This window comes from Kitasatospora sp. NPDC098652, from assembly GCF_044760155.1.
Classification (GTDB): Bacteria; Actinomycetota; Actinomycetes; order Streptomycetales; family Streptomycetaceae; genus Kitasatospora.
Map to the genome: position 1 here is coordinate 251,362 of NZ_JBIWAQ010000006.1, position 17,980 is coordinate 269,341.

Sequence of the window (17,980 nt, forward strand, 5' to 3'; positions counted from 1 at the left end):
CAACCACGGCGTCAGGCGTCGGTGTAGCCCCGGGCGAGCAGTTCGAAGGCGCGGTCGGCGTGGGCGACGGCCTCGGGGTGGAGGTCGTCGGCGGTGCGGCCGCCGTCCCGGAGGAGCTGCCAGTTGTGCAGGGCCAGGACCCGCTGGGTGGCGGTGACCTGGGCGGCGAGCAGCGGGGCGGTGAGCTCGTGCGGCGGGGCGAGGTCGGGGGCCTCGCGCAGCGCCTCGGCGAGGGACTGCTCGGCGCGGGCGACGTACGCGCCGACCCGGGCGGCCAGGCTGGGGGTGCCCTGGACGAGGGCGGTGAAGGCCAGTACCTGGGGGTGGTCGTTGAGGCCGGTGACCGGGTCGCGCCGGGCGAGGCCGTCCAGGAAGTCCCGGTGCAGGGCGTCCAGCAGGGTCTCGTCCCCGGCCCGGTTGCGGACCACGTCCGCCGCCTGCTCCTGGTGGTCGGCGAAGCGGTGGACGACCAGGTCCTCCTTGCTGGCGAAGTAGCTGAACAGGGTGGGCTTGGAGACCTCGGCGGCGGCGGCGACGTCGGCCACCGAGACCTGGTCGAAGCCGTGCTCCAGGAAGAGCGTGATGGCCGCCTCGGAGATGGCCCGCCGGGTCCGTTCCTTCTTGCGCTCCCGCAGTCCAGTCATGCGGTCCAGGCTAGCAGCCGGGATTGACCGGGGCAGTTTTCTGACCCGGTACGAAAATAGTGGCCCGACCGTCAGGAGTCGAGCGAGTCCAGGAGCCGGCGGACCGACTCCACCACCGGCGCACCCGCCCGCACCAGCGAGGCCACCCCGGAGATGTTGCGCAGCGCCCGGCGCAGGGCGGACGGCGAGTCCCCGTCGCCGGCGCCGTCGCCGATCGCCTCCAGCGACTCGTCCAGCACCTCGCGGTCCTCGGCCGGCACGTGGTCGCGCAACTGCCGGACGGCGGCCGCGAGTTCGCGCAGCGCGGCCTGCGGGTCGACCGGGCCCTGGGGACTCACGCTGACATCGATCGTGCTACGTGCCAAGTCCGATCCCCCTACCCGTAGTGGCGGGGAGAACCATAGCAACGGCCGCGGACAGCGCGAACGCTGGCGGTGGATCAGCGACCCCTCACCCGGTTGAGCGCCGGGCGGTCACCTCGATCTCGATCCGCATCCGGGGGTCGGCCAGGCCGCACACCTGCATCGTCGCGGCCGGTCGGACCTCGCCGAAGCAGCGCCGCAGCACTGGCCAGCAGGGCTCGAAGTCCGCGCGCTCGGGCAGCAGGTAGCGCACCCGCACCACGTCCGCGAAGCCGGAGCCGGCCTCGGCCAGGGCGGCCGCGATGTTGCGCAGGCACTGCTCGGCCTGCTCCACCACGTCCGGGGAGATGGTCATCGTGGCGTAGTCGAACCCCGTCGTCCCGGACACGTGCACCCAGTCGCCGTCCACCACGGCGCGGGCGTAGCCGATCTGTTCCTCGAAGGTGGAGCCGCTCAGCACGGCGCGTCGCTCGGATCGCTCTGTCATGCGCCGAACGCTAGGTGGCCTGCGGGGATACGTCCAATACTGCTACGGAGCCGATCTGATATCCCTGGAGCTATGGAGCACCGCCCCGAACTCCCCCTCCCGCAGCTGCACGCCTTCACCGTGCTCGCCGGGGAACTGCACTTCGGCCGGGCCGCCGCCCGCCTCGGCATCGCCCAGCCGCCGCTGTCCCAGCAGATCCGCCGGCTGGAGGAGAAGGTCGGCCACCCGCTGTTCCGGCGCGAGCCGGGCGGCGTCACGCTGACCCCGGCCGGGCAGGAGCTGCTGCCGGTCGCGCGCCGGGTGCTGGCCGAGCTCGCGGACGGGCTGGCGGCCGCCCGGGCGGTGGGCGACGGGGAGGCGGGGCGGCTGCGGATCGGCTTCTCCGCCTCGCTCGCCCTGACCGTCCTGCCCGGGCTGCTGCACGGATTCCGGGAGCGCCACCCGGGGGTGCGGCTGGACGTCCGGGAGATGACCAGCGCGCCCCAGCTCGCCGCCCTGCGCGACCAAGGCATCGACGTCGGCCTGCTGCGCGAGCCGCCCGCCGACGACCCGGGGCTGCGGTTCCGGACGGTGCTCAGCGAGCCCTTCGTCGCCGTGCTCCCGGCGGACCATCCGCTCGCCGCCCAACGGGTCGTCCGGCTCGGGCAGTTGGCGGCGGAGCCGTTCGTGCTGCTGCCCCGCGAGGAGGGGCCGCAGCTGTACGACCGGATCACCGGCCTGTGCGCGGAGGCGGGTTTCACCCCGCGGATCGGGCAGCAGGCGGTGGAGTGGCAGACGGTGTGCGCCCTGGTGGGGGCGGGCCTCGGGGTCTCGCTGGCCCCGGCCGGCATCCGGCGGATCCGGCTGCGCGGCGTCGCCTTCCGCCGGATCGACCCCGGCGCGGCCCGCACCCGGGTCGCGGTGGCCTGGCGGGCCGACGACGGCAGCCCGTTGGTGCACCGACTGCTGGCGATCGTCGGGCCGGACGGCAACCCTTAGACGCTGCTCAGACGCTGCGGTCGGCGAGTACCTCGCGGACGACGTGACGGGCGTTGGCGGTCCGGGCCGGGTCGGTGTGGCGGTAGTAGGGGATCGTCACCAGGGCTATGGAGAGGGCCCAGGCGCGGCCGCGGGCCCACATGGCGTCGTCGGCGCCCAGGGCGGCGCGGAAGCCGGGTCTGGCGGCGGCGGGCAGCAGGTTCCAGGCGGGCATCAGGTCGGCGGTGGGGTCGCCGACGCCCATCAGGGCGAAGTCGATGACGGCGGTGAGCCGCCCGGAGCCGTCGACCAGCAGGTTCCCGGGGGTGAGGTCGCCGTGCATCCAGGCCGGCGGTCCGGCGTACTCGGGGAGGCGGAGTGCCTTGTCCCACAGGGCGGTTGCGGCGGCGGTGTCGATCGCGCCGGTGAGTTGGGCGATCGCCGCGCGGGTGGCGCCGTCCCGGGAGGCGAGCGGCACGCTGCGCTGGCCGGCCGGGGCGCCGGCCGGGTCGAGCTCGCGCAGGGCGTTGACGAAGCCGGCCAGGTCGCGCGCGAGGCCCTCGGGTGCGGCGAGCACGCCGACCGCCGGGTTGACGCCGTCGAGCCAGCGCAGCACCGACCACTGCCAGGGGTAGCCGGCGGCGGGGCGGCCGACGGCCAGCGGGGCGGGGACGGGCAGCGGCAACTGCGGTGCCAGCCGGGGCAGCCACTGGTGCTCGCGCCGGACGTCCCCGGCGGCCCACTCCACCCGGGGCAGCCGGACGGCGAGTTCGGGCCCGAGCCGGAACATGGCGTTGTCCGCCCCGGCGGGCCCGACGGGCGTGACCGGAAGTCCCACCCACTGCGGGAACTGGGCGGAGAGCAACCGCCGTACCAGGGCCGCGTCGACGACCGGTTCATCGGGGTGCATCCGGGCGGCAGCGCACATGCCCGGCAGCGTACAGCGCGGACCGCCGCCCGACAGGCGGATCGGCGAACTGCCGGGGCACCGGCCTGACCGCGCGCCGCCTGCCCCCGCGCCGCCCGCCCCCGCGCCGCCCCGCCCGCCCGCGCGCCACGCCCGCCGCCCCGGGTGCGGCCGTGCGGTGTCACCGGCACCTGCCAGAATGCGGGGGGTACGGCGAAAGCACTGAAGGAGAAGGTGACCGGCTTCGTGACCACGCCAGTCGAACAGGTGGCCCGGCAGGCCCAGCAGGCGATCGAGCGCAAGATCGCCGAGGAACTGGGCGTTCGCGAGGGGCAGGTGACGTCCGCCGTCGAGTTGCTCGACGGCGGTGCGACCGTGCCGTTCGTGGCCCGCTACCGCAAGGAGGTCACCGGCTCGCTGGACGACGCCCAGCTGCGCACGCTGGAGGAGCGGCTGCGCTACCTGCGCGAGTTGGAGGAGCGCCGGGCGGCCGTCCTGGAGTCGATCGACTCCCAGGGCAAGCTGGACGACGCGCTGCGCGCCCAGGTGCTGGCCGCCGACTCCAAGGCACGGCTGGAGGACATCTACCTGCCGTTCAAGCCCAAGCGGCGCACCAAGGCGCAGATCGCCCGGGAGGCCGGGCTGGAGCCGCTGGCCGACACCCTGCTCGCCGACCCGACGCAGGACCCGGCGGCGCTCGCCGCGCAGTACCTGAACGAGTCGCTGGCGGACGCCGCGGCCGCGCTGGAGGGCGCCAGGTCGATCCTGGTCGAGCGCTTCGGCGAGGACGCGGACCTGGTCGGCTCGCTGCGCGAGCGGATGTGGGGCCGCGGCCGGCTGGTGGCCAGGGTCCGGGACGGCAAGGAGGGCGACGGCGCCAAGTTCGCCGACTACTTCGACTTCTCCGAGCCGTTCACCAAGCTCCCCTCGCACCGCATCCTGGCGATGCTGCGCGGCGAGAAGGAGGAGGTGCTGGACCTCGAACTCTCCCCCTACGACGGCGAGTCCGAGGGCGACCTGCCCGGCGAGAGCGACTACGAGCAGCGCATCGCGGCCCGCTTCGGCATCGCCGACCGCGGCCGCCCGGCCGACAAGTGGCTGGTCGACACGGTCCGTTGGGCCTGGCGCACCCGGATCCTGGTGCGGCTCGGCATCGACCTGCGGGGTCGGCTGCGCGCCGAGGCCGAGGACGAGGCGGTGCGGGTCTTCGCCGCCAACCTGCGGGACCTGCTGCTCGCCGCCCCGGCCGGCACCCGCGCCACCATGGGCCTGGACCCGGGCTTCCGCACCGGGGTGAAGGTCGCCGTGGTGGACGCCACCGGCAAGGTGGTCGCGTACGAGACCATCTACCCGCACCAGCCCGCCAACAAGTGGGACGCGGCGCTGAACACCCTCGCCGCGCTGGCGAAGAAGCACGACGTCGACCTGGTGGCGATCGGCAACGGCACCGCCTCCCGGGAGACCGACAAGCTCGCCGAGGACCTGCTCAAGCGCCACCCCGAGCTGGGGCTCACCAAGGCGATGGTCAGCGAGGCCGGCGCCTCCGTCTACTCGGCCTCCGCGTTCGCCTCGCAGGAGCTGCCGGAGCTCGACGTGTCGATCCGCGGCGCGGTGTCGATCGCCCGCCGGCTCCAGGACCCGCTGGCCGAACTGGTCAAGATCGACCCCAAGTCGATCGGCGTCGGCCAGTACCAGCACGACCTGAGCGAGGTGAAGCTCTCGCGCTCGCTGGACGCCGTGGTCGAGGACTGCGTCAACGCCGTCGGGGTGGACGTCAACACCGCCTCGGCGCCGCTGCTCACCCGGGTCTCCGGCATCACCGCCACGCTGGCCGACAACATCGTGGCGCACCGCGACGCCAACGGCCCGTTCCGCACCCGCAAGCAGCTCAAGGACGTCTCCCGGCTGGGCCCCAAGGCCTTCGAGCAGTGCGCGGGCTTCCTGCGGATCCCCGGCGGCGAGGACCCGCTGGACGCCTCCAGCGTGCACCCCGAGGCCTACCCGGTGGTGCGCCGGATCCTCGCCGCCACCGGGGGCGAGCTGCGCGAGCTGATCGGCAACGGGGAGCGGCTGCGGGCGCTGCGCCCGGCCGACTTCGCCGACGACACCTTCGGCGTCCCGACCGTCACCGACATCCTGGGCGAGCTGGACAAGCCGGGCCGTGACCCGCGCCCGGCCTTCCGCACCGCGGTGTTCAAGGAGGGCGTCGACAAGATCGGCGACCTGGAGGTCGGCATGGTGCTGGAGGGCGTGGTCACCAACGTGGCCGCCTTCGGCGCCTTCGTCGACGTGGGCGTCCACCAGGACGGGCTGGTGCACGTCTCGGCGCTGTCCAGGAACTTCGTCAAGGACCCGCGCGAGGTGGTCAAGCCGGGCGACATCGTCAAGGTCCGGGTGCTCACGGTGGACGTGCCGCGCAAGCGGATCGGGCTGACCCTGCGGCTGGACGACGAGGTCGGCCGGGAGCGGGGCGGCGACCGCGGTGACCGCGGTGGCGACCGGGGCGAGCGGCAGGCCCGCCCGCCGCGCCAGGAGCGCCGTGGCGGCGACCGGGGCGGCGACCGCGGCGCCGGCCAGGGCGGTCAGGGCGGTCAGGGCGGCCGGGGCGGCCAGGACCGGCGCGGGGGCGGCTCCGGCTCCGGCGGCAACGCCCCGCTGGCCAACAGCGCCATGGCGGACGCGCTGCGCCGGGCCGGTCTGACCGGTGGCGGCGGCGACGGCGTCCCGAAGGACCGGCGCTCCGGACGGCGCTGAGCAGGGCGCCGAGCAGGGGCGCTGAGCAGGGGCGCTGACGGCCGGGGCCGGTGGACACGCGTCCACCGGCCCCGGCCGCTTCGTCCGCTCACGCCAGGAGCTTGTCCTTGGCCTTCTGGTACTCCTCGTCGGAGATGGCGCCCCGCTCCTTCAGGTCCGACAGTCTCGCCAGGTCCTCGACGTGGCTGCGGCCGCCACTGCCGCCCTCCGCGGGCGTTCCGGCCGCCGCGTCCCGGATGTAGGCCCGGACCGCCGCGTCGGCCTGCTGGGCCTGTTCGACGTCCCGCTTTCCCATGCCCTGGCCGCGGGCGATCAGGTAGGCGAGGATGCCGATCAGCGGCAGGATGATCACCAGGATCAGCCAGCCGGCCTTGCCCCAGCCGCTGAGGTCGTGGCTGCGGAAGATGTCCGTGATGATCTTGAACAGCAGGAAGAACCAGAGGATCCAGAGGAACAGCTCCAGCATCGTCCAGAAGATGTTGAGCACCGGGTAGTCCACGGCCAGTGACGAGGCCAACGAATAGGTGTCCATGGCCGAGTCATATCACCGCAAAACGGACAGTTCCCTCTTCTGTTCGGCCGTTCCGGTGGTCTTCCGGCCCGACGGGAATATCCCGGACCGGGGGTGACCTCGGGCTGGGGGCCGCCTCGGGCCGGGGGCATGGCTCGGGCGGGGGCCGGCTCAGGGCTCAGCCCCGCCCGGCCCGCCGTCGCAGCTCGACCGCCAGCCCGATCAGCTCGCCCCACCAGGCGTCGTGCCCGCCGAGCAGCAGCCGCTGCGCCTCGGCGGCCGGGACGGCCCGGACCTCGACCACCTGCTCGCCGTCCGCCGGATTGGTCGGCGTGGAGTCCAGCTCGACCTCGCCCCAGCCCCACAGCCAGGCCTTGTCCGGGTGCGGCTGCCACGGCCGGTACGGCACCAGGTCCTCGGTGTGGCAGCGGTGCGCGCCGAGCCAGGCCGGCTCGCCGAGCAGCCGGGCGCCGGCCTCCTCGCGCAGCTCCCGCGTCAGGCAGTCGGCGACGGACTCGTCCTTCTCCCGGGTCCCGCCGGGCAGGAACCAGTGGTTCCGGTCGTCCCGGCAGAGCACCACGTCACCGTCCGCGAACCCGACCAGGTGGATGTTGGTGACCAGCTCGTCCGGCGGCAGCAGGGTGGAGAACTGCGCGTCGTAGCGGCCCCAGGCCCAGTACTGCGGCGCGTGCAACGCCGGGAACAGGGCGGCGAGTTCGGCGGCTCTGGCGGCCGTGTCGGTGTCGGTGCGGTCCGTGGTGTCGGTCATTCCGTGATCGTAGTGCCGGCCGGGAAACGGCGGGGGGCGCCCTGGTGGACGAGGGCGATGTCGGAGGTGGAGATGGCGCGCGGCCGGCGGCGCACCGGTTCGACCGGAGTGTCGACCCAACTGCCCAGGGAGATCTCGGCGGTGATGCCCGGCCCGAACCCGGCGATCAGGCCGGTGGTGCCCTCGGCGACCCCGCCGTCGGCGAACAGCCGGGCCAGGGCGTCGAAGACGACGGCGCTGGCGATGTTGCCGCGCTCGGTCAGCGTGGCCCGGCTGTAGCGGAAGGTCGACGGCTCCAGGTTGAGGAAGTGGCAGAGGTCGTCCAGGATGCGCGGGCCGCCGGCGTGCACGACGTAGAAGCCGAGTCCGGAGACGTCCCAGCCGTGCTGTCCGGCCAGGGTGCGCAGCGCGGGGGCGAGCATCTCCATGGTGCCGGGCACCCGTTTGTCCAGCTGGAAGTGGAAGCCGGTGTCCTTGACCCCGTACGAGATCCAGCCCTCGGTGTGCGGGACGAGGTGCGAGCCGTTGCGCTCGACGTGCACCCCGCGGCCGCCCCGGCCGCGCATCACCACGGCGGCGACGGCGTCCCCGAACAGGCCGTTGGAGAGCAGCGAACCGACTTCGAGGTCGCTCGGCTGGTAGCAGAGCGAGCAGAACTCGCAGGCGACGATGAGCACGTTGGCGCCCGGGTAGGCGCGGCAGAAGTCGTGGGCGCGGTTGACGGCGGCGCCGCCGGCCGCGCAGCCGAGCTGGGCGATCGGCACCTGGCGGGTGTCGGAGCGGAAGCCCATGGTGTTGATCAGCCAGGCGGTCATCGACGGCATCATGAAGCCGGTGCAGGACACGTAGATGATCAGGTCGATCTCCTGGGCGCCCAACTCGGCGTGGGCGAGGGCGCGTTCGACCACCTCGGGGACGCGGCGCTTGGCCTCCCGCTCGTACACCTGGTTGCGCTGGGTGAAGCCCGGGTGGGTGAGGGTCTGCTCGATCGGCTGGACCAGGTGCCTGGTGCGCACCCCGGTGTTCTCGATCAGTCGCAGGGCCAGGCCGAGTTGGGGGTGGCCGGCGTGCAGGGTGCGGGCCAGGTCGAGGGTCTCGTCCAGGGTGATGACGTGCTCGGGCACGGCGACGGCGGGGCGGCAGAGTGTGGGCATGGGTGTGTGGGTCTCCCCGGTGCGGGAACGGTGTGGCGAAGGGGAGTGGGCTACCAGGCGACCGGCAGGGTCTGCGGGAAGCGCCAGATCGAGCCGGATTCCCAGTCGAGTTCGGCCGGGTCGACGGCCAGTCGCAGCCGGGGGAAGCGGCGCAGCAGGGTGCCGATCGCGACCTGGAGCTCCATCAGGGCGAGGTGCGAGCCGAGGCAGCGGTGCTGGCCGTGGCCGAAGGCCATGTTGACGGGCCCGTCGGTGCGGTCCAGGCGCAGCTCGTCGGGGTGCTCGTAGACGGCCGGGTCGCGGTTGGCGGTGAGGTAGGAGACGTGCACGGCCTCGCCGGCCCGGATCAGCACGCCGCCGAGCTGCACGTCCTCGGTGGCGATCCGGGCGATGCCGGGGCCCTGGCGGAACGGGATGAAGCGCAGCAGTTCCTCCAGGGCGCGGGGCAGCTCCTCGGGCCGGGCGCGCAGCTTCGCGAGCTGCTCGGGGTGGGTGAGCAGGGTGTAGGTGATGTTGCTCAGCTGGTAGGTGCTGGTGTCGTGGCCGGTGACCAGCAGGACCATCGCCATGACGGCCAGTTCGTCCGGGTCGAGCAGGTCCTCGCCGTCGCGGGCGGTGGCGAGCGCGCTGATCAGGTCCTCGCCGGGGTGGGCCCGGCGTTCGGCGGTGAGCTCGGTGAAGTAGGCGCGCAGGCCGGCCTTGGCCTCTTCCTGGCCCTCGCGGCTGCCGGGGCCCATCCGCATCATCGCGACCGCCCGGGCGCGCAGTTGGTCGCGGTCCGGTTCGGGGATCTCCAGCAGTTCGCAGATGGTGTGGAGCGGGAGCCGGGCGGAGAGGAAGTGCGCGAGGTCGGCGGGGGCGCCGTGCTCGGCCATCTCGTCGAGGAAGCCGTCGACGATGGCCTGCGTCCGGGGGCGCATCCGCTCGACCTGGCGGTTGGTGAAGCCCTGGGCGACCAGGCGGCGCAGCCGGTTGTGCTCGGGCGGGTCCATCAGATTGATGGACTCGGCCTGGGCGATGGTGGCGGGCGTCATCCGCGGCAGGTCGCGCCCGATGCCCGCGGCGCGGCTGAACCGGCGGTCGGTGGTGACCAGTTTGACGTCCTCGTAGCGGGTGGCCAGCCAGGCCTCGCCCGCGCCGTACGGCAGTCGGACCCTGGCGATCGGGGCCTCGGTGAGCAGCCGCTTGAGGAGGGGGTCGAACTCCAGGCCGTCGGTGTGGTGGAAGGGGCAGTCCCACACGGGGGTGCTGGTGGTCACGGGCCTGTCCAATGGTCTTCGTCCTGCGGGGTGGTGCCGCCCGGACGGTGTTCGTCGCTCCGGTCGCGGATACGCAGATGCTCCCCCATGGACTGGCAAAAATGTGAATCCTTCGAGCCGTTCCCCCTAATGAGTGAGATGCCTGATTGTCACGCGAATCATCCTGGCGAGGAGGGGGATTGACGGTCAGTCGTTCGAGCCGGGTGCGACCAGTCCGGTCTCGTAGGCGAGCACCACCGCCTGGGCCCGGTCGCGCAGGCCGGGCCGGCCTTCCTCGACCAGCACGGGCTCAAGCTCGGCGACCGGATCACGCTGGTCCTGGACGGCCGACAGACCACGGTCACCCTGGTCGGCAAGGAACTTGAGGGCAACGCCAACGCGATCACCTCCAACGACGCCACCAGGGCCCTGCTCACCCCCAATCCGCACGTGGTCGAGTACGACGTGAAGCTCGCCCAGGGCGCTGACGCCGCGGCCTACCAGAAGGCCGCCACGGACGCCGACCCGAGCCTGTCGGTCTCGGTGAGCACCCAGGGGTCGGTGGGGCCCGTCGTCGCGATCAAGACCTTCAGCACGACCTTCACCGTTCTGCTGTCCGTGGTCGCCGCGCTCGGCGTCTTCAACACCCTGCTGCTCACCATGCGTGAACGCCGCCGCGACCTCGGCATGCTGAAGTCGATCGGGATGACGCCCCGGCAGGTGGTCGCGATGACGATCACCTCGGTGGCCTGGCAGGGCGTGGCCAGTGGGATCATCGGCATCCCACTCGGGATCCTGGTGCACCGGCTGATCATCGAGCATGTCCGGATCATCGCCTTCACGGACTCGATGATCGACGTCTGGGGCGCCCCGCTGCTGGCCGCCCTCGCCCTCGCGGGCGTCGCGATCGCCGTCCTCGGCGCGCTCGTCCCGGCCCGCTCGGCGGCCCGGCTGCCGATCGCCGAGGTGCTGCACAACGAGTGAGCCCGCCCGGGACGCGGCGGACGCGACGAAGGGACCGGGTGCGGGGCGGCCGGCGGCGGGGTGGCCGGGCGGCCGTGCGGCCGTGCGGTCGGGTGGCGGGGCGGTCGGGCGGGGAACCGCCCGGCCGGTCCCGGCGTCCCACTTCCCGTCGACACCGGGGGAGTTGAGGCCAATGACCGCCAGCCGTACGGGAACCGGCCTGCGGGCCGCCGCCACCACGCTCAGCGTCGTTGTGCTGTTCCGGCTCGGCCAGAGCCTGCCGCTGCCGGGCGTCGACCCGGCGGTCCTGGGCCGGGTCGCCGACCGCACCCTGCCGGGCGACCAACTGCGCGGCCTGGTCGACCTGCTGACCGGCGGCGGGCTGTACCGGTTGGCGCTGCTCCCGTTCGGCGTCCTGCCGGTCCTGCTCGCCCGGGCGCTGGTGCTGCTCCTCACCCGGCTGCACCCCAGGCTCGCCGCGCTGCGCCCCGAGCACCTGGGCGGCAGCCGCGCCGGGATGCGGCGGCTGGAGACCCGGACCACCCTCGCCCTCGGCCTGCTCGGCGGCCTGGCGCTCGGGCTGGTCGCCGACTCCGGGCGGCTGCTGCCGTCCCCGGCCGCGGCGGACGGCGTGCTGCGGCTGCACGGCGCGCCCGCCGTCGCGGTGATCACCGGCTGCGCCGCGGCCGGCGCGATGGCGGTGCTCTGGCTCGCCCGGTGGCTGAGCCGGCGCGGGCTCGGCGACGGGGTGTCGGTGCTGCTGCTCGTCCAAATGCTCGCCGTCCTGCCCGGCCAACTGTGGGCGGTGGAGCGGGAGTCGGGCCTCGGCGGCTACGCGCTGGTGCTCGCGGCGGCGCTGTTCGCCCTGCTGGCGACCACCGCGCTGGTCATCGCCGGGCGCAAGGGCGAGCGGCGCGTCCCGGTCCAGTACGCCCGGCGCCTGATCGGGGCCCGGTCGGGCGGTGAGACCCGCTACCTGCCCCTGGTGCTCAGCCACCGCGGCTTCGTCCCGGCGGTGACCGCGGCGCTGCTGCTGGCGCCCTTCCCGCTGCCCCGACTCCCGTACCTCGCGCTGCTGTTCGTGCTCGCGGCGGTCGGCGCCGGGCTGGCCGTACGGGCCGACCGGTCGGCCCTGGCCGGCGCCGACGCGCTGCTGCGCACCGGGGGGTTCGTGCCCGGGATCCGGCCCGGCCGGCCGACCGTCGAGTTCCTCTCCTACCTGCGCCGACGGCTCGCCGTGGCCGAGGTGCTCGGCACCGGACTGGTCGCCGTGCTGCCCGCGCTCGCCCTGACCGCCGTCGACGCGGGCGACGGGTACGCGTTCAGCGGCGCGAGTCTGCTGGTGGCGGCGGGCGCCGCGCTCGGCGCCGTCGGGCCGGTGGTGCGGGACCTCCGACGGGCGGAGCTGCCGCGCCGTTACGCCGAGTACGTGAGGCAGGCCGAGGGGTGAGCGTCGGAGCGCCTATCATCGCGCCATGGCCACCGCTGAGCTGATCCGCATCGTGTCCCGCTCCTCGCCCATGGCACTCGCCCAGGTCGACCGGGTCCGCGCCGAACTCGCCGCACTGCACCTGGGGTTGCGCACCGAGGTGGTGCCGGTCACCACCTCCGGCGACCGCTGGACCGGGGACCTCGCCGCCCTCGGCGGCAAGGGCGCGTTCACCAAGGAGGTGGACGCCGCGCTGCTCGCCGGGGAGGCCGACGTCGCCGTGCACTGCCTCAAGGACGTGCCCGCCGACCGCCCGCTGCCCGCCGGTACCGTGTTCGCCGCCCACCTGCGCCGCGACGACATCCGCGACGCACTCGTCCACCCCGGCGGTCTGACCCTGGCCGAACTGCCGCCCGGCACCCGGATCGGCACCTCCTCCGTCCGCCGGATCGCCCAGCTCGCCGCCTCCCACCCGCACCTGGAGTGCGTGCCGATCCGCGGCAACGCCAACAGCCGGCTCGCCAAGCTGGCCGCCGGGGACGTCGACGCGCTGCTGCTCGCCGTCTCCGGACTGGAGCGGATCGGCGAGCGGGCCAGGATCACCGAGGTCCTCCCGGTCGAGGAGATGTGCCCGCCGATCGGCGCCGGCATCCTCGTGCTGCAGTGCCGCGAGGACGACGCGGCGACCATCGAGGCCGTCACCGGGCTCGGCCACCACGACACCTGGCGCGAGGCGTCGGCCGAGCGGATGTTCCTGCACGTGCTGCAGGGCCACTGCAACAGCCCGATCTCCGGCTTCGCCAAGGCCGAGGCGGACGGCCGGCTCTCGCTGCGCGGCCGGGTCTTCACCCCGGACGGCAAGCGGGTGCTGGACGCCCACGAGTGGGCCGGCGCGCTCACCCCGGAGGACCTCGGCACCTCGGTCGCCCTCGCGCTCAAGCGGCAGGGGGCGCACGAGCTGATCTCCTCGATCCCGCACTGAGGCCGACCGACACAAGCCGTTGACCTGCAGTGACGTCGACCTGCAGTGACATTGACCTGCAGTGACATCCGCTCCGCGAGGGCGGGGACCGGTACTCGGTCCCCGCCCTCGTCGGGTCTCAGCGGTGGGTCGCGGCCTTGCGGCGGCGTGCGACCACGAACAGCGCGCCGCCGACGGCGATGGCCGCCGCGCCGGTGCCCGCGATCAGGAGCGTGCCGTCGCTACCGGTGTGGGCGAGGTCGCCACCCAGCGCGCGGGCGCTGGGGGAGGCGGTGCTCGCTGCCGAGGCCGTCGTGCTCGGGGCCTGGCCCGGCGTCGAGGGCGTGGCGGTCGGCCGTGCGATCGGCGGGGCGGAGGTCGGGCGGCTGCTCGGCGTCGGGCCCTGCGAGGGCTCCGTGGTCGGAACCGGGCCGGGGATCGAGCCGCTCGCCTGGGCGCCCAGCTGGACCGAGACCGACTCGTGCGACGGGTCCGGTTCGAAGGACAGCTTGGCGACCGTGGCGCCGGTGCCGTACAGGCTGTCCTGGTCCTGGAGCGTCACCTGGACGGTCGGCGGGGTGCCGGCGTCGATGGACAGCCCGAACGGGAACACCTTCTCCAGGCCGTTCGCCACCCAGATCGGGGACTCGCACAGGTACTTGTCCGGGTGGGCGACCTGCTTGCCGTTCTCCCAGGTCTTGGGTCGGCAGCCGTCCGGGACCTTGGTCACGGTGACGCCGGCGGGGATCGCGGCCTGGACGGTCACGACCGCGTCGCCGCTGCGGTAGAAGATCGAGGCCGGGCCGCTGTTGCGGAAGCCGACCGACAGCGTGCCCTGCTTGTCGCCGTTGGGCTTCCAGGCGCCGAGCGCGGAGAAGTCGGCGGTGTTCGTGGCCTGCACGTTCTGCTCGACGTGGTTGTCGTAGCTGGTGCGGGGGGTGCTGAGCAGCTCGGGGTCGTTGGCCGGCTTGGCGGTCAGGGCCGGGCCGGTGCCGCGCTGGAAGGTCAGGCGCTTGCGCCAGTCCGAGATCTCGGAGAACTGGGCGTCCTCGGTCGGGGACACCGTGATGTCCGCGAAGGTGTACCAGGCGCTGTTGGTGATGCCGAGCTGCAGCGGGTCCAGGGCGACCACCTGGCCGGGCGCGACGGTGGTGTCCACGGTGCAGATCGCGATGGAGTCACCGGGCCAGGCCTTGTCGCCCGAGCTGCCGTCCGGTGCGGACGCGAACTCGCAGTTCGACGGGCGCTGCTTGAGGTCGATGCCGGAGATGGCGTCGACGGTCACCACGACCTTGCCGGCCGGCAGGTCACCGACGTTGGCGAACTCCACCGACGGCGTCAGCACGGTGCCGGGCTTGACGTGGTTCTGGTCGGCGAGCGGCTTGGCCTTGAAGTCCGGCCCGCCGACGTCGACCCGGACGTCCTGGCCGGCGCTCTGCGCGTTGGACGCCGTCAGCTTCAGGTGCAGCACTCCGTGGCTGCCCGGGGTCGCCCCCGGTACGGCACTGAGCCACGGGTTGGCGAGGATGTTGATCCGGTCGAAGTTCAGTTCGTGCTGGTCGCACGTGATGGTCTTGCCCGCGGTCGCGCAGCCGGGAACGGTCAGGTCCGCGACGCCGGCCAGGTCGGTGGTGTCGAACACGACCTTCACGTCGTGCGCGGTACCGGAGCCGATCCGGCCGATCTCGATGTGCAGGTTCTCGCTGCCCCGACTCGGCTGCGCAGGCTTGGTCGGGATCTGGACGGTGGAGTTCGAGACTCCGGCGAAGGTGAGCTTCAGGTCGTCCGCGTGCGCCGGGACGGCGGTCGCCCCGAGGACGACGGCGGCGATGGTGAAGGGCGCGTAGAGCGCGCGTCTGCGCGAGTTGCGCATGTGGAAGGTCCCCCTGGGGTCGTTACGGGCATGCCGGGACGGATCTGCCAGGACGGGCATGCCGACGGGAAGAACTACTCGACCGGTGGAGCGGTCCGCAATTCCCGTAGGGGTGACGCCTTCTCAGATGTGGTTGATCGGGTAAGGAATGTCCGAAAAGCACACTCTGTCCCGGTGAAGATTTTTGCCGCCCTTGGAAATCCCGTCATCCGGCCGTTACCCGGTCACTGGGGCCGGTAGTTCTTTGCCTTCCCGAACTGGCCCCAGGGGCGTGCAGCTGAGATTATTCTGCTTGCGGGGTCAGGCAGCTGAGGTTTACTCAGGCACCACCGGCCCCGCAGAACGTGGAACGCGCACGCCGGGGGTGGACGTGGAGGCGTTGAGACCCACCGACCCGACGACGGTCGGCGGCCGCTACCGGCTGCTGGCCCGGCTCGGCAGCGGCGGGATGGGGGTCGTCTACCTGGGGCGCTCGCCCGGCGGACGCCTGGTCGCGGTCAAGTGCGTGCACTGGGACCTCGCCACCGATCCCCGCTTCCGGCTCCGCTTCACCCAGGAGACGGAGGCCGCCCGGCGGGTCGGCGGCTTCCACACCGCCCAGGTGGTCGACGCCGACCCGGACGGCGACCCGCCCTGGCTGGTCACCGCCTACATCCCCGGCCCGTCCCTGGAGGCGGCCGTCGCCACCCACGGCCCGCTGCCCGAACCCGTCCTACGGGTGCTCGGCGCCGGACTGGCCGAGGCCCTGGCGGCGATCCACGCGGTCGGACTCGTCCACCGCGACCTCAAGCCCTCCAACGTGCTGCTCGGCGACGACGGGCCGCGGGTCATCGACTTCGGCATCGCCCGCGCCCTCGACGGCGCCTCGATCACCCGCACCCAGACCGTCATCGGCACCCCCGGCTACATGGCGCCGGAACAGATCGCCGGCGAGCCGCTCACCCCCGCCTGCGACCTGTTCAGCCTCGGCCGGGTGCTCTGCCACGCCGCCGGCAGCGCCCCGTACGGGCACGGCGGCAACCCGCAGGTGCTGCTCTACCGGATCATGCACACCGAGCCCGACCTCGGCCAGGTGCCCGAGGCGCTGCGCCCGCTGGTCGCCGCCTGCCTGGCCCGCCGCCCGGAGGACCGGCCCACCCCCGCCGAGTTGGTGGAGCGGCTCGGGCCGCCCGGGTACCAGGGGCCGACCGGGTCATGGCTGCCGGAGGCGCTGCGGGTGCGGTCCGCCGTCCCGGAGGCGCCGCTGCTGGCGCCCGGGTCCGGTGCGCCCGGGTCCGGTGCGCCCGAGTCCGGTGCGCCCGGTTCCGCTGCGCCCGGGTACGAGGGGCCCGGGTTTGAGGGGCCCGGGTTTGAGGGGCCCGGGGCGCCGGGCGGGCTGCCCGGCCGGGTGCCCTCGACCAGGGTGCCGACCCTGCTGGGCGCGGACCCGTACGGCGCCGGCGGCTGGGCGCGGACCGAGCCCTCAGAGGCGGCGGCCCGGCGGCGGCGCGTGCGGCGGCTCTGGGTGCTGCTGCCGAGCGCGTTGGCGGTGGTCGCGGCCGCCGTGCTGGTGCCGGTCTACCTGCGGCACGACGGCGGCAGCGGCACCGGACTGGACAACGGCGGCTTCGTGGTCGCCGAGGACGGCGGCGGCCCGCCGGACTGCGTGACCGGCGGGTCCGGCGGCACGGGCGGAGCGGGCGGAGCAGGCGCCACGGGTGGCACGGGCGGCGACGCGAGCGCCAACCAGGGCCCGCCCGCGGCCGTGCCGAACGGCACCCCGCACGCCTCCGGCCTGCTCACCCCGGCCGACCGGGACACCCTGACGCTGGGCCGCTCGCTGGTGCTCAGCTGGGACAAGGCCGGCGCGGTGACCAAGGTCTTCACCCGGCGCGGCACCCAGCCCTGGCAGGCCTCCGGCTGGCTCACCTCCGCCGACTGCACCTTCAAGCCCACCGAGGCGGGCGTCTACCAGTGGGCCGTGGTCGGCGCGAACGCCTCCAACGGCAGCATCGGCAGCGGCTGGAGCGCCACCCGCTACCTCAACGTGCAGCCGGACCGGAGCCAGGCGACCAACCCGGTCAAGGCCGCGCCCTCGGCCCCGATCCCGGTCTTCCCGAAGGACCAGCAGGTGGTTCCGGTGGGGAAGCCGGTCGAGTTCAGCTGGGCGAGCGCCGGCACCACCTCCACGGTGAACATCCTGACGCCGGGCGCCACCGCATGGGACCACCTGCCCTGGCAGACCGCGCTGAGCACCACGTACACGCCGAAGCTGCCCGGCGTGTACATCTGGACGGTCTACACCTCGGGCCCCGGGGACTGCGCGGGCGGGCCGTTCACCGGCGGGGGCTGCGTCAGCGGCGGGAGCGAGCAGCGGTACCTGGTCGTGCAGTGACGGCCGCTCAGTCCGTCGCCGCCCGGGCCCGGGCCACCCGCCGGAGCACCGGTCCCAGCGCCAGCCCCACCGCCGCCCCCAGGACGATCCCCTGCACCCCGTCCCAGACGTCCTGCACGTCGCAGGCCCGCCCGATCGACGGCACCGCGTACTGCACCGCCGACACCGCGAACGGCAGCACCGCCGCACCCAGCAGCGCCACCACCGCCCGCCGCCTCGTCCCGGCCAGGGCGGCGGCGAAGCCGACCGGGGCGTAGGTCGCCAGCTTGAGCTCGATGTGCCGCACGTGCAGCAGCTCGTACGGCGAACGCGGCCGCGCCCCCTGGACGGTGCAGTGCCGGACGGCGTCCGCGGACAGCCGGAACGCCTCCGGCAGCAGCGTCGCCACCACGACTCCGCCGAGCCCGAGCAGCAGCAGGAAGCCCACCACCCAATGGGCCCGCAGCAACCGCCCCACCGGCCGGTTCAGCAGCGCCGCCGGTACCAGCGAGAGCAGCAGCCCGGGCCAGAACATCGGCATCCCGCCGAGCACCGCACTGATCACGCCTCAAACGGACGCGCCGAACGCCCGTCCGGTTCTGGCGTCGGCGGGTCGGC

General features: G+C 73.9%; 16 protein-coding genes. 6 read left to right on the forward strand and 10 right to left on the reverse strand.

The window, feature by feature from the left end:
* Positions 1–11 precede the first annotated feature (11 nt).
* The 3 genes from ACIQWA_RS16610 to ACIQWA_RS16620 form a co-directional block, all read right to left on the reverse strand.
* Positions 12–644 (reverse strand): TetR/AcrR family transcriptional regulator, encoded by a 633-nt coding sequence (locus ACIQWA_RS16610; RefSeq protein WP_402482962.1) that lies wholly within the window; start codon positions 642–644, stop codon positions 12–14.
* Between the two features lie 71 nt (positions 645–715).
* Complete coding sequence (locus ACIQWA_RS16615) at positions 716–1,009, reverse strand: hypothetical protein (RefSeq protein WP_402482964.1); 294 nt, start codon at positions 1,007–1,009, stop codon at positions 716–718.
* A gap of 85 nt (positions 1,010–1,094) precedes the next feature.
* On the reverse strand, positions 1,095–1,493 hold the full coding sequence (locus ACIQWA_RS16620) for a RidA family protein (RefSeq protein WP_402482967.1): 399 nt from the start codon (positions 1,491–1,493) through the stop codon (positions 1,095–1,097).
* A gap of 72 nt (positions 1,494–1,565) precedes the next feature.
* Here ACIQWA_RS16620 and ACIQWA_RS16625 point away from each other — a divergent pair, with 72 nt between their 5' ends.
* Positions 1,566–2,471, forward strand: coding sequence for a LysR substrate-binding domain-containing protein (locus tag ACIQWA_RS16625; RefSeq protein WP_402482969.1), 906 nt, complete (start codon positions 1,566–1,568; stop codon positions 2,469–2,471).
* 7 nt (positions 2,472–2,478) lie between these two features.
* Here ACIQWA_RS16625 and ACIQWA_RS16630 read toward each other — a convergent pair whose 3' ends face one another.
* Positions 2,479–3,378 carry an aminoglycoside phosphotransferase family protein gene (locus tag ACIQWA_RS16630; RefSeq protein ID WP_402482972.1) on the reverse strand — a complete coding sequence of 300 codons (900 nt, stop codon included), beginning with the start codon at positions 3,376–3,378 and terminating at the stop codon, positions 2,479–2,481.
* Positions 3,379–3,603: 225 nt separating this feature from the next.
* Between ACIQWA_RS16630 and ACIQWA_RS16635 the strand changes: the two genes are divergently transcribed.
* A complete protein-coding gene (locus ACIQWA_RS16635; RefSeq protein WP_402482975.1) occupies positions 3,604–6,111 on the forward strand; it encodes a Tex family protein in 2,508 nt (835 codons plus the stop codon).
* An 88-nt stretch (positions 6,112–6,199) separates the two neighbouring features.
* Here ACIQWA_RS16635 and ACIQWA_RS16640 read toward each other — a convergent pair whose 3' ends face one another.
* From ACIQWA_RS16640 to ACIQWA_RS16655, 4 genes are all read right to left on the reverse strand, one after another.
* A complete protein-coding gene (locus ACIQWA_RS16640; RefSeq protein ID WP_402482978.1) occupies positions 6,200–6,643 on the reverse strand; it encodes an SHOCT domain-containing protein in 444 nt (147 codons plus the stop codon).
* A 157-nt stretch (positions 6,644–6,800) separates the two neighbouring features.
* Complete coding sequence (locus ACIQWA_RS16645) at positions 6,801–7,391, reverse strand: NUDIX hydrolase (protein ID WP_360237229.1); 591 nt, start codon at positions 7,389–7,391, stop codon at positions 6,801–6,803.
* Positions 7,388–8,545, reverse strand: coding sequence for a type III polyketide synthase (locus ACIQWA_RS16650; protein ID WP_360237231.1), 1,158 nt, complete (start codon positions 8,543–8,545; stop codon positions 7,388–7,390). Before ACIQWA_RS16650 ends, ACIQWA_RS16645 begins: the two co-directional genes overlap by 4 nt.
* Before the next feature lie 50 nt (positions 8,546–8,595).
* A complete protein-coding gene (locus ACIQWA_RS16655) occupies positions 8,596–9,804 on the reverse strand; it encodes a cytochrome P450 (RefSeq protein WP_402482981.1) in 1,209 nt (402 codons plus the stop codon).
* Positions 9,805–10,233: 429 nt separating this feature from the next.
* On the opposite strand from ACIQWA_RS16655, the gene ACIQWA_RS16660 reads away from it, so the two are divergent.
* From ACIQWA_RS16660 to hemC, 3 genes are all read left to right on the forward strand, one after another.
* Entirely contained in the window at positions 10,234–10,767 is a 534-nt protein-coding gene (locus ACIQWA_RS16660; RefSeq protein ID WP_402482984.1) for an ABC transporter permease, read from the forward strand.
* A gap of 172 nt (positions 10,768–10,939) precedes the next feature.
* The gene (locus tag ACIQWA_RS16665; protein WP_402482987.1) at positions 10,940–12,196 is read left to right on the forward strand and encodes a hypothetical protein; all 1,257 of its coding nucleotides are present in this window, start codon (positions 10,940–10,942) and stop codon (positions 12,194–12,196) included.
* Between the two features lie 25 nt (positions 12,197–12,221).
* Positions 12,222–13,157 (forward strand): hydroxymethylbilane synthase, encoded by a 936-nt coding sequence (gene hemC / locus ACIQWA_RS16670; RefSeq protein WP_402482990.1) that lies wholly within the window; start codon positions 12,222–12,224, stop codon positions 13,155–13,157.
* Positions 13,158–13,275: 118 nt separating this feature from the next.
* Here the strand turns inward: hemC and ACIQWA_RS16675 are convergent, their stop codons facing one another.
* A complete protein-coding gene (locus ACIQWA_RS16675; RefSeq protein WP_402482993.1) occupies positions 13,276–15,009 on the reverse strand; it encodes an LPXTG cell wall anchor domain-containing protein in 1,734 nt (577 codons plus the stop codon).
* Positions 15,010–15,388: 379 nt separating this feature from the next.
* Here ACIQWA_RS16675 and ACIQWA_RS16680 point away from each other — a divergent pair, with 379 nt between their 5' ends.
* Positions 15,389–17,383: a serine/threonine protein kinase gene (locus ACIQWA_RS16680; protein WP_402482996.1), complete on the forward strand. Its 1,995-nt coding sequence runs from the start codon at positions 15,389–15,391 to the stop codon at positions 17,381–17,383.
* A 7-nt stretch (positions 17,384–17,390) separates the two neighbouring features.
* Here ACIQWA_RS16680 and ACIQWA_RS16685 read toward each other — a convergent pair whose 3' ends face one another.
* Positions 17,391–17,927 carry a hypothetical protein gene (locus ACIQWA_RS16685; RefSeq protein ID WP_402482998.1) on the reverse strand — a complete coding sequence of 179 codons (537 nt, stop codon included), beginning with the start codon at positions 17,925–17,927 and terminating at the stop codon, positions 17,391–17,393.
* Positions 17,928–17,980: the final 53 nt, after the last annotated feature.

Coding starts and splice junctions, on each gene's coding strand:
- ACIQWA_RS16675 (WP_402482993.1), bottom strand. CDS start 15,009: ATGCGCAACTCGCGCAGACGCGCGCTCTACGCGCCCTTCACCATCGCC.
- ACIQWA_RS16640 (WP_402482978.1), bottom strand. CDS start 6,643: ATGGACACCTATTCGTTGGCCTCGTCACTGGCCGTGGACTACCCGGTG.
- ACIQWA_RS16620 (WP_402482967.1), bottom strand. CDS start 1,493: ATGACAGAGCGATCCGAGCGACGCGCCGTGCTGAGCGGCTCCACCTTC.
- ACIQWA_RS16645 (WP_360237229.1), bottom strand. CDS start 7,391: ATGACCGACACCACGGACCGCACCGACACCGACACGGCCGCCAGAGCC.
- ACIQWA_RS16610 (WP_402482962.1), bottom strand. CDS start 644: ATGACTGGACTGCGGGAGCGCAAGAAGGAACGGACCCGGCGGGCCATC.
- hemC (WP_402482990.1), top strand. CDS start 12,222: ATGGCCACCGCTGAGCTGATCCGCATCGTGTCCCGCTCCTCGCCCATG.
- ACIQWA_RS16625 (WP_402482969.1), top strand. CDS start 1,566: ATGGAGCACCGCCCCGAACTCCCCCTCCCGCAGCTGCACGCCTTCACC.
- ACIQWA_RS16665 (WP_402482987.1), top strand. CDS start 10,940: ATGACCGCCAGCCGTACGGGAACCGGCCTGCGGGCCGCCGCCACCACG.
- ACIQWA_RS16650 (WP_360237231.1), bottom strand. CDS start 8,545: ATGCCCACACTCTGCCGCCCCGCCGTCGCCGTGCCCGAGCACGTCATC.
- ACIQWA_RS16630 (WP_402482972.1), bottom strand. CDS start 3,378: ATGTGCGCTGCCGCCCGGATGCACCCCGATGAACCGGTCGTCGACGCG.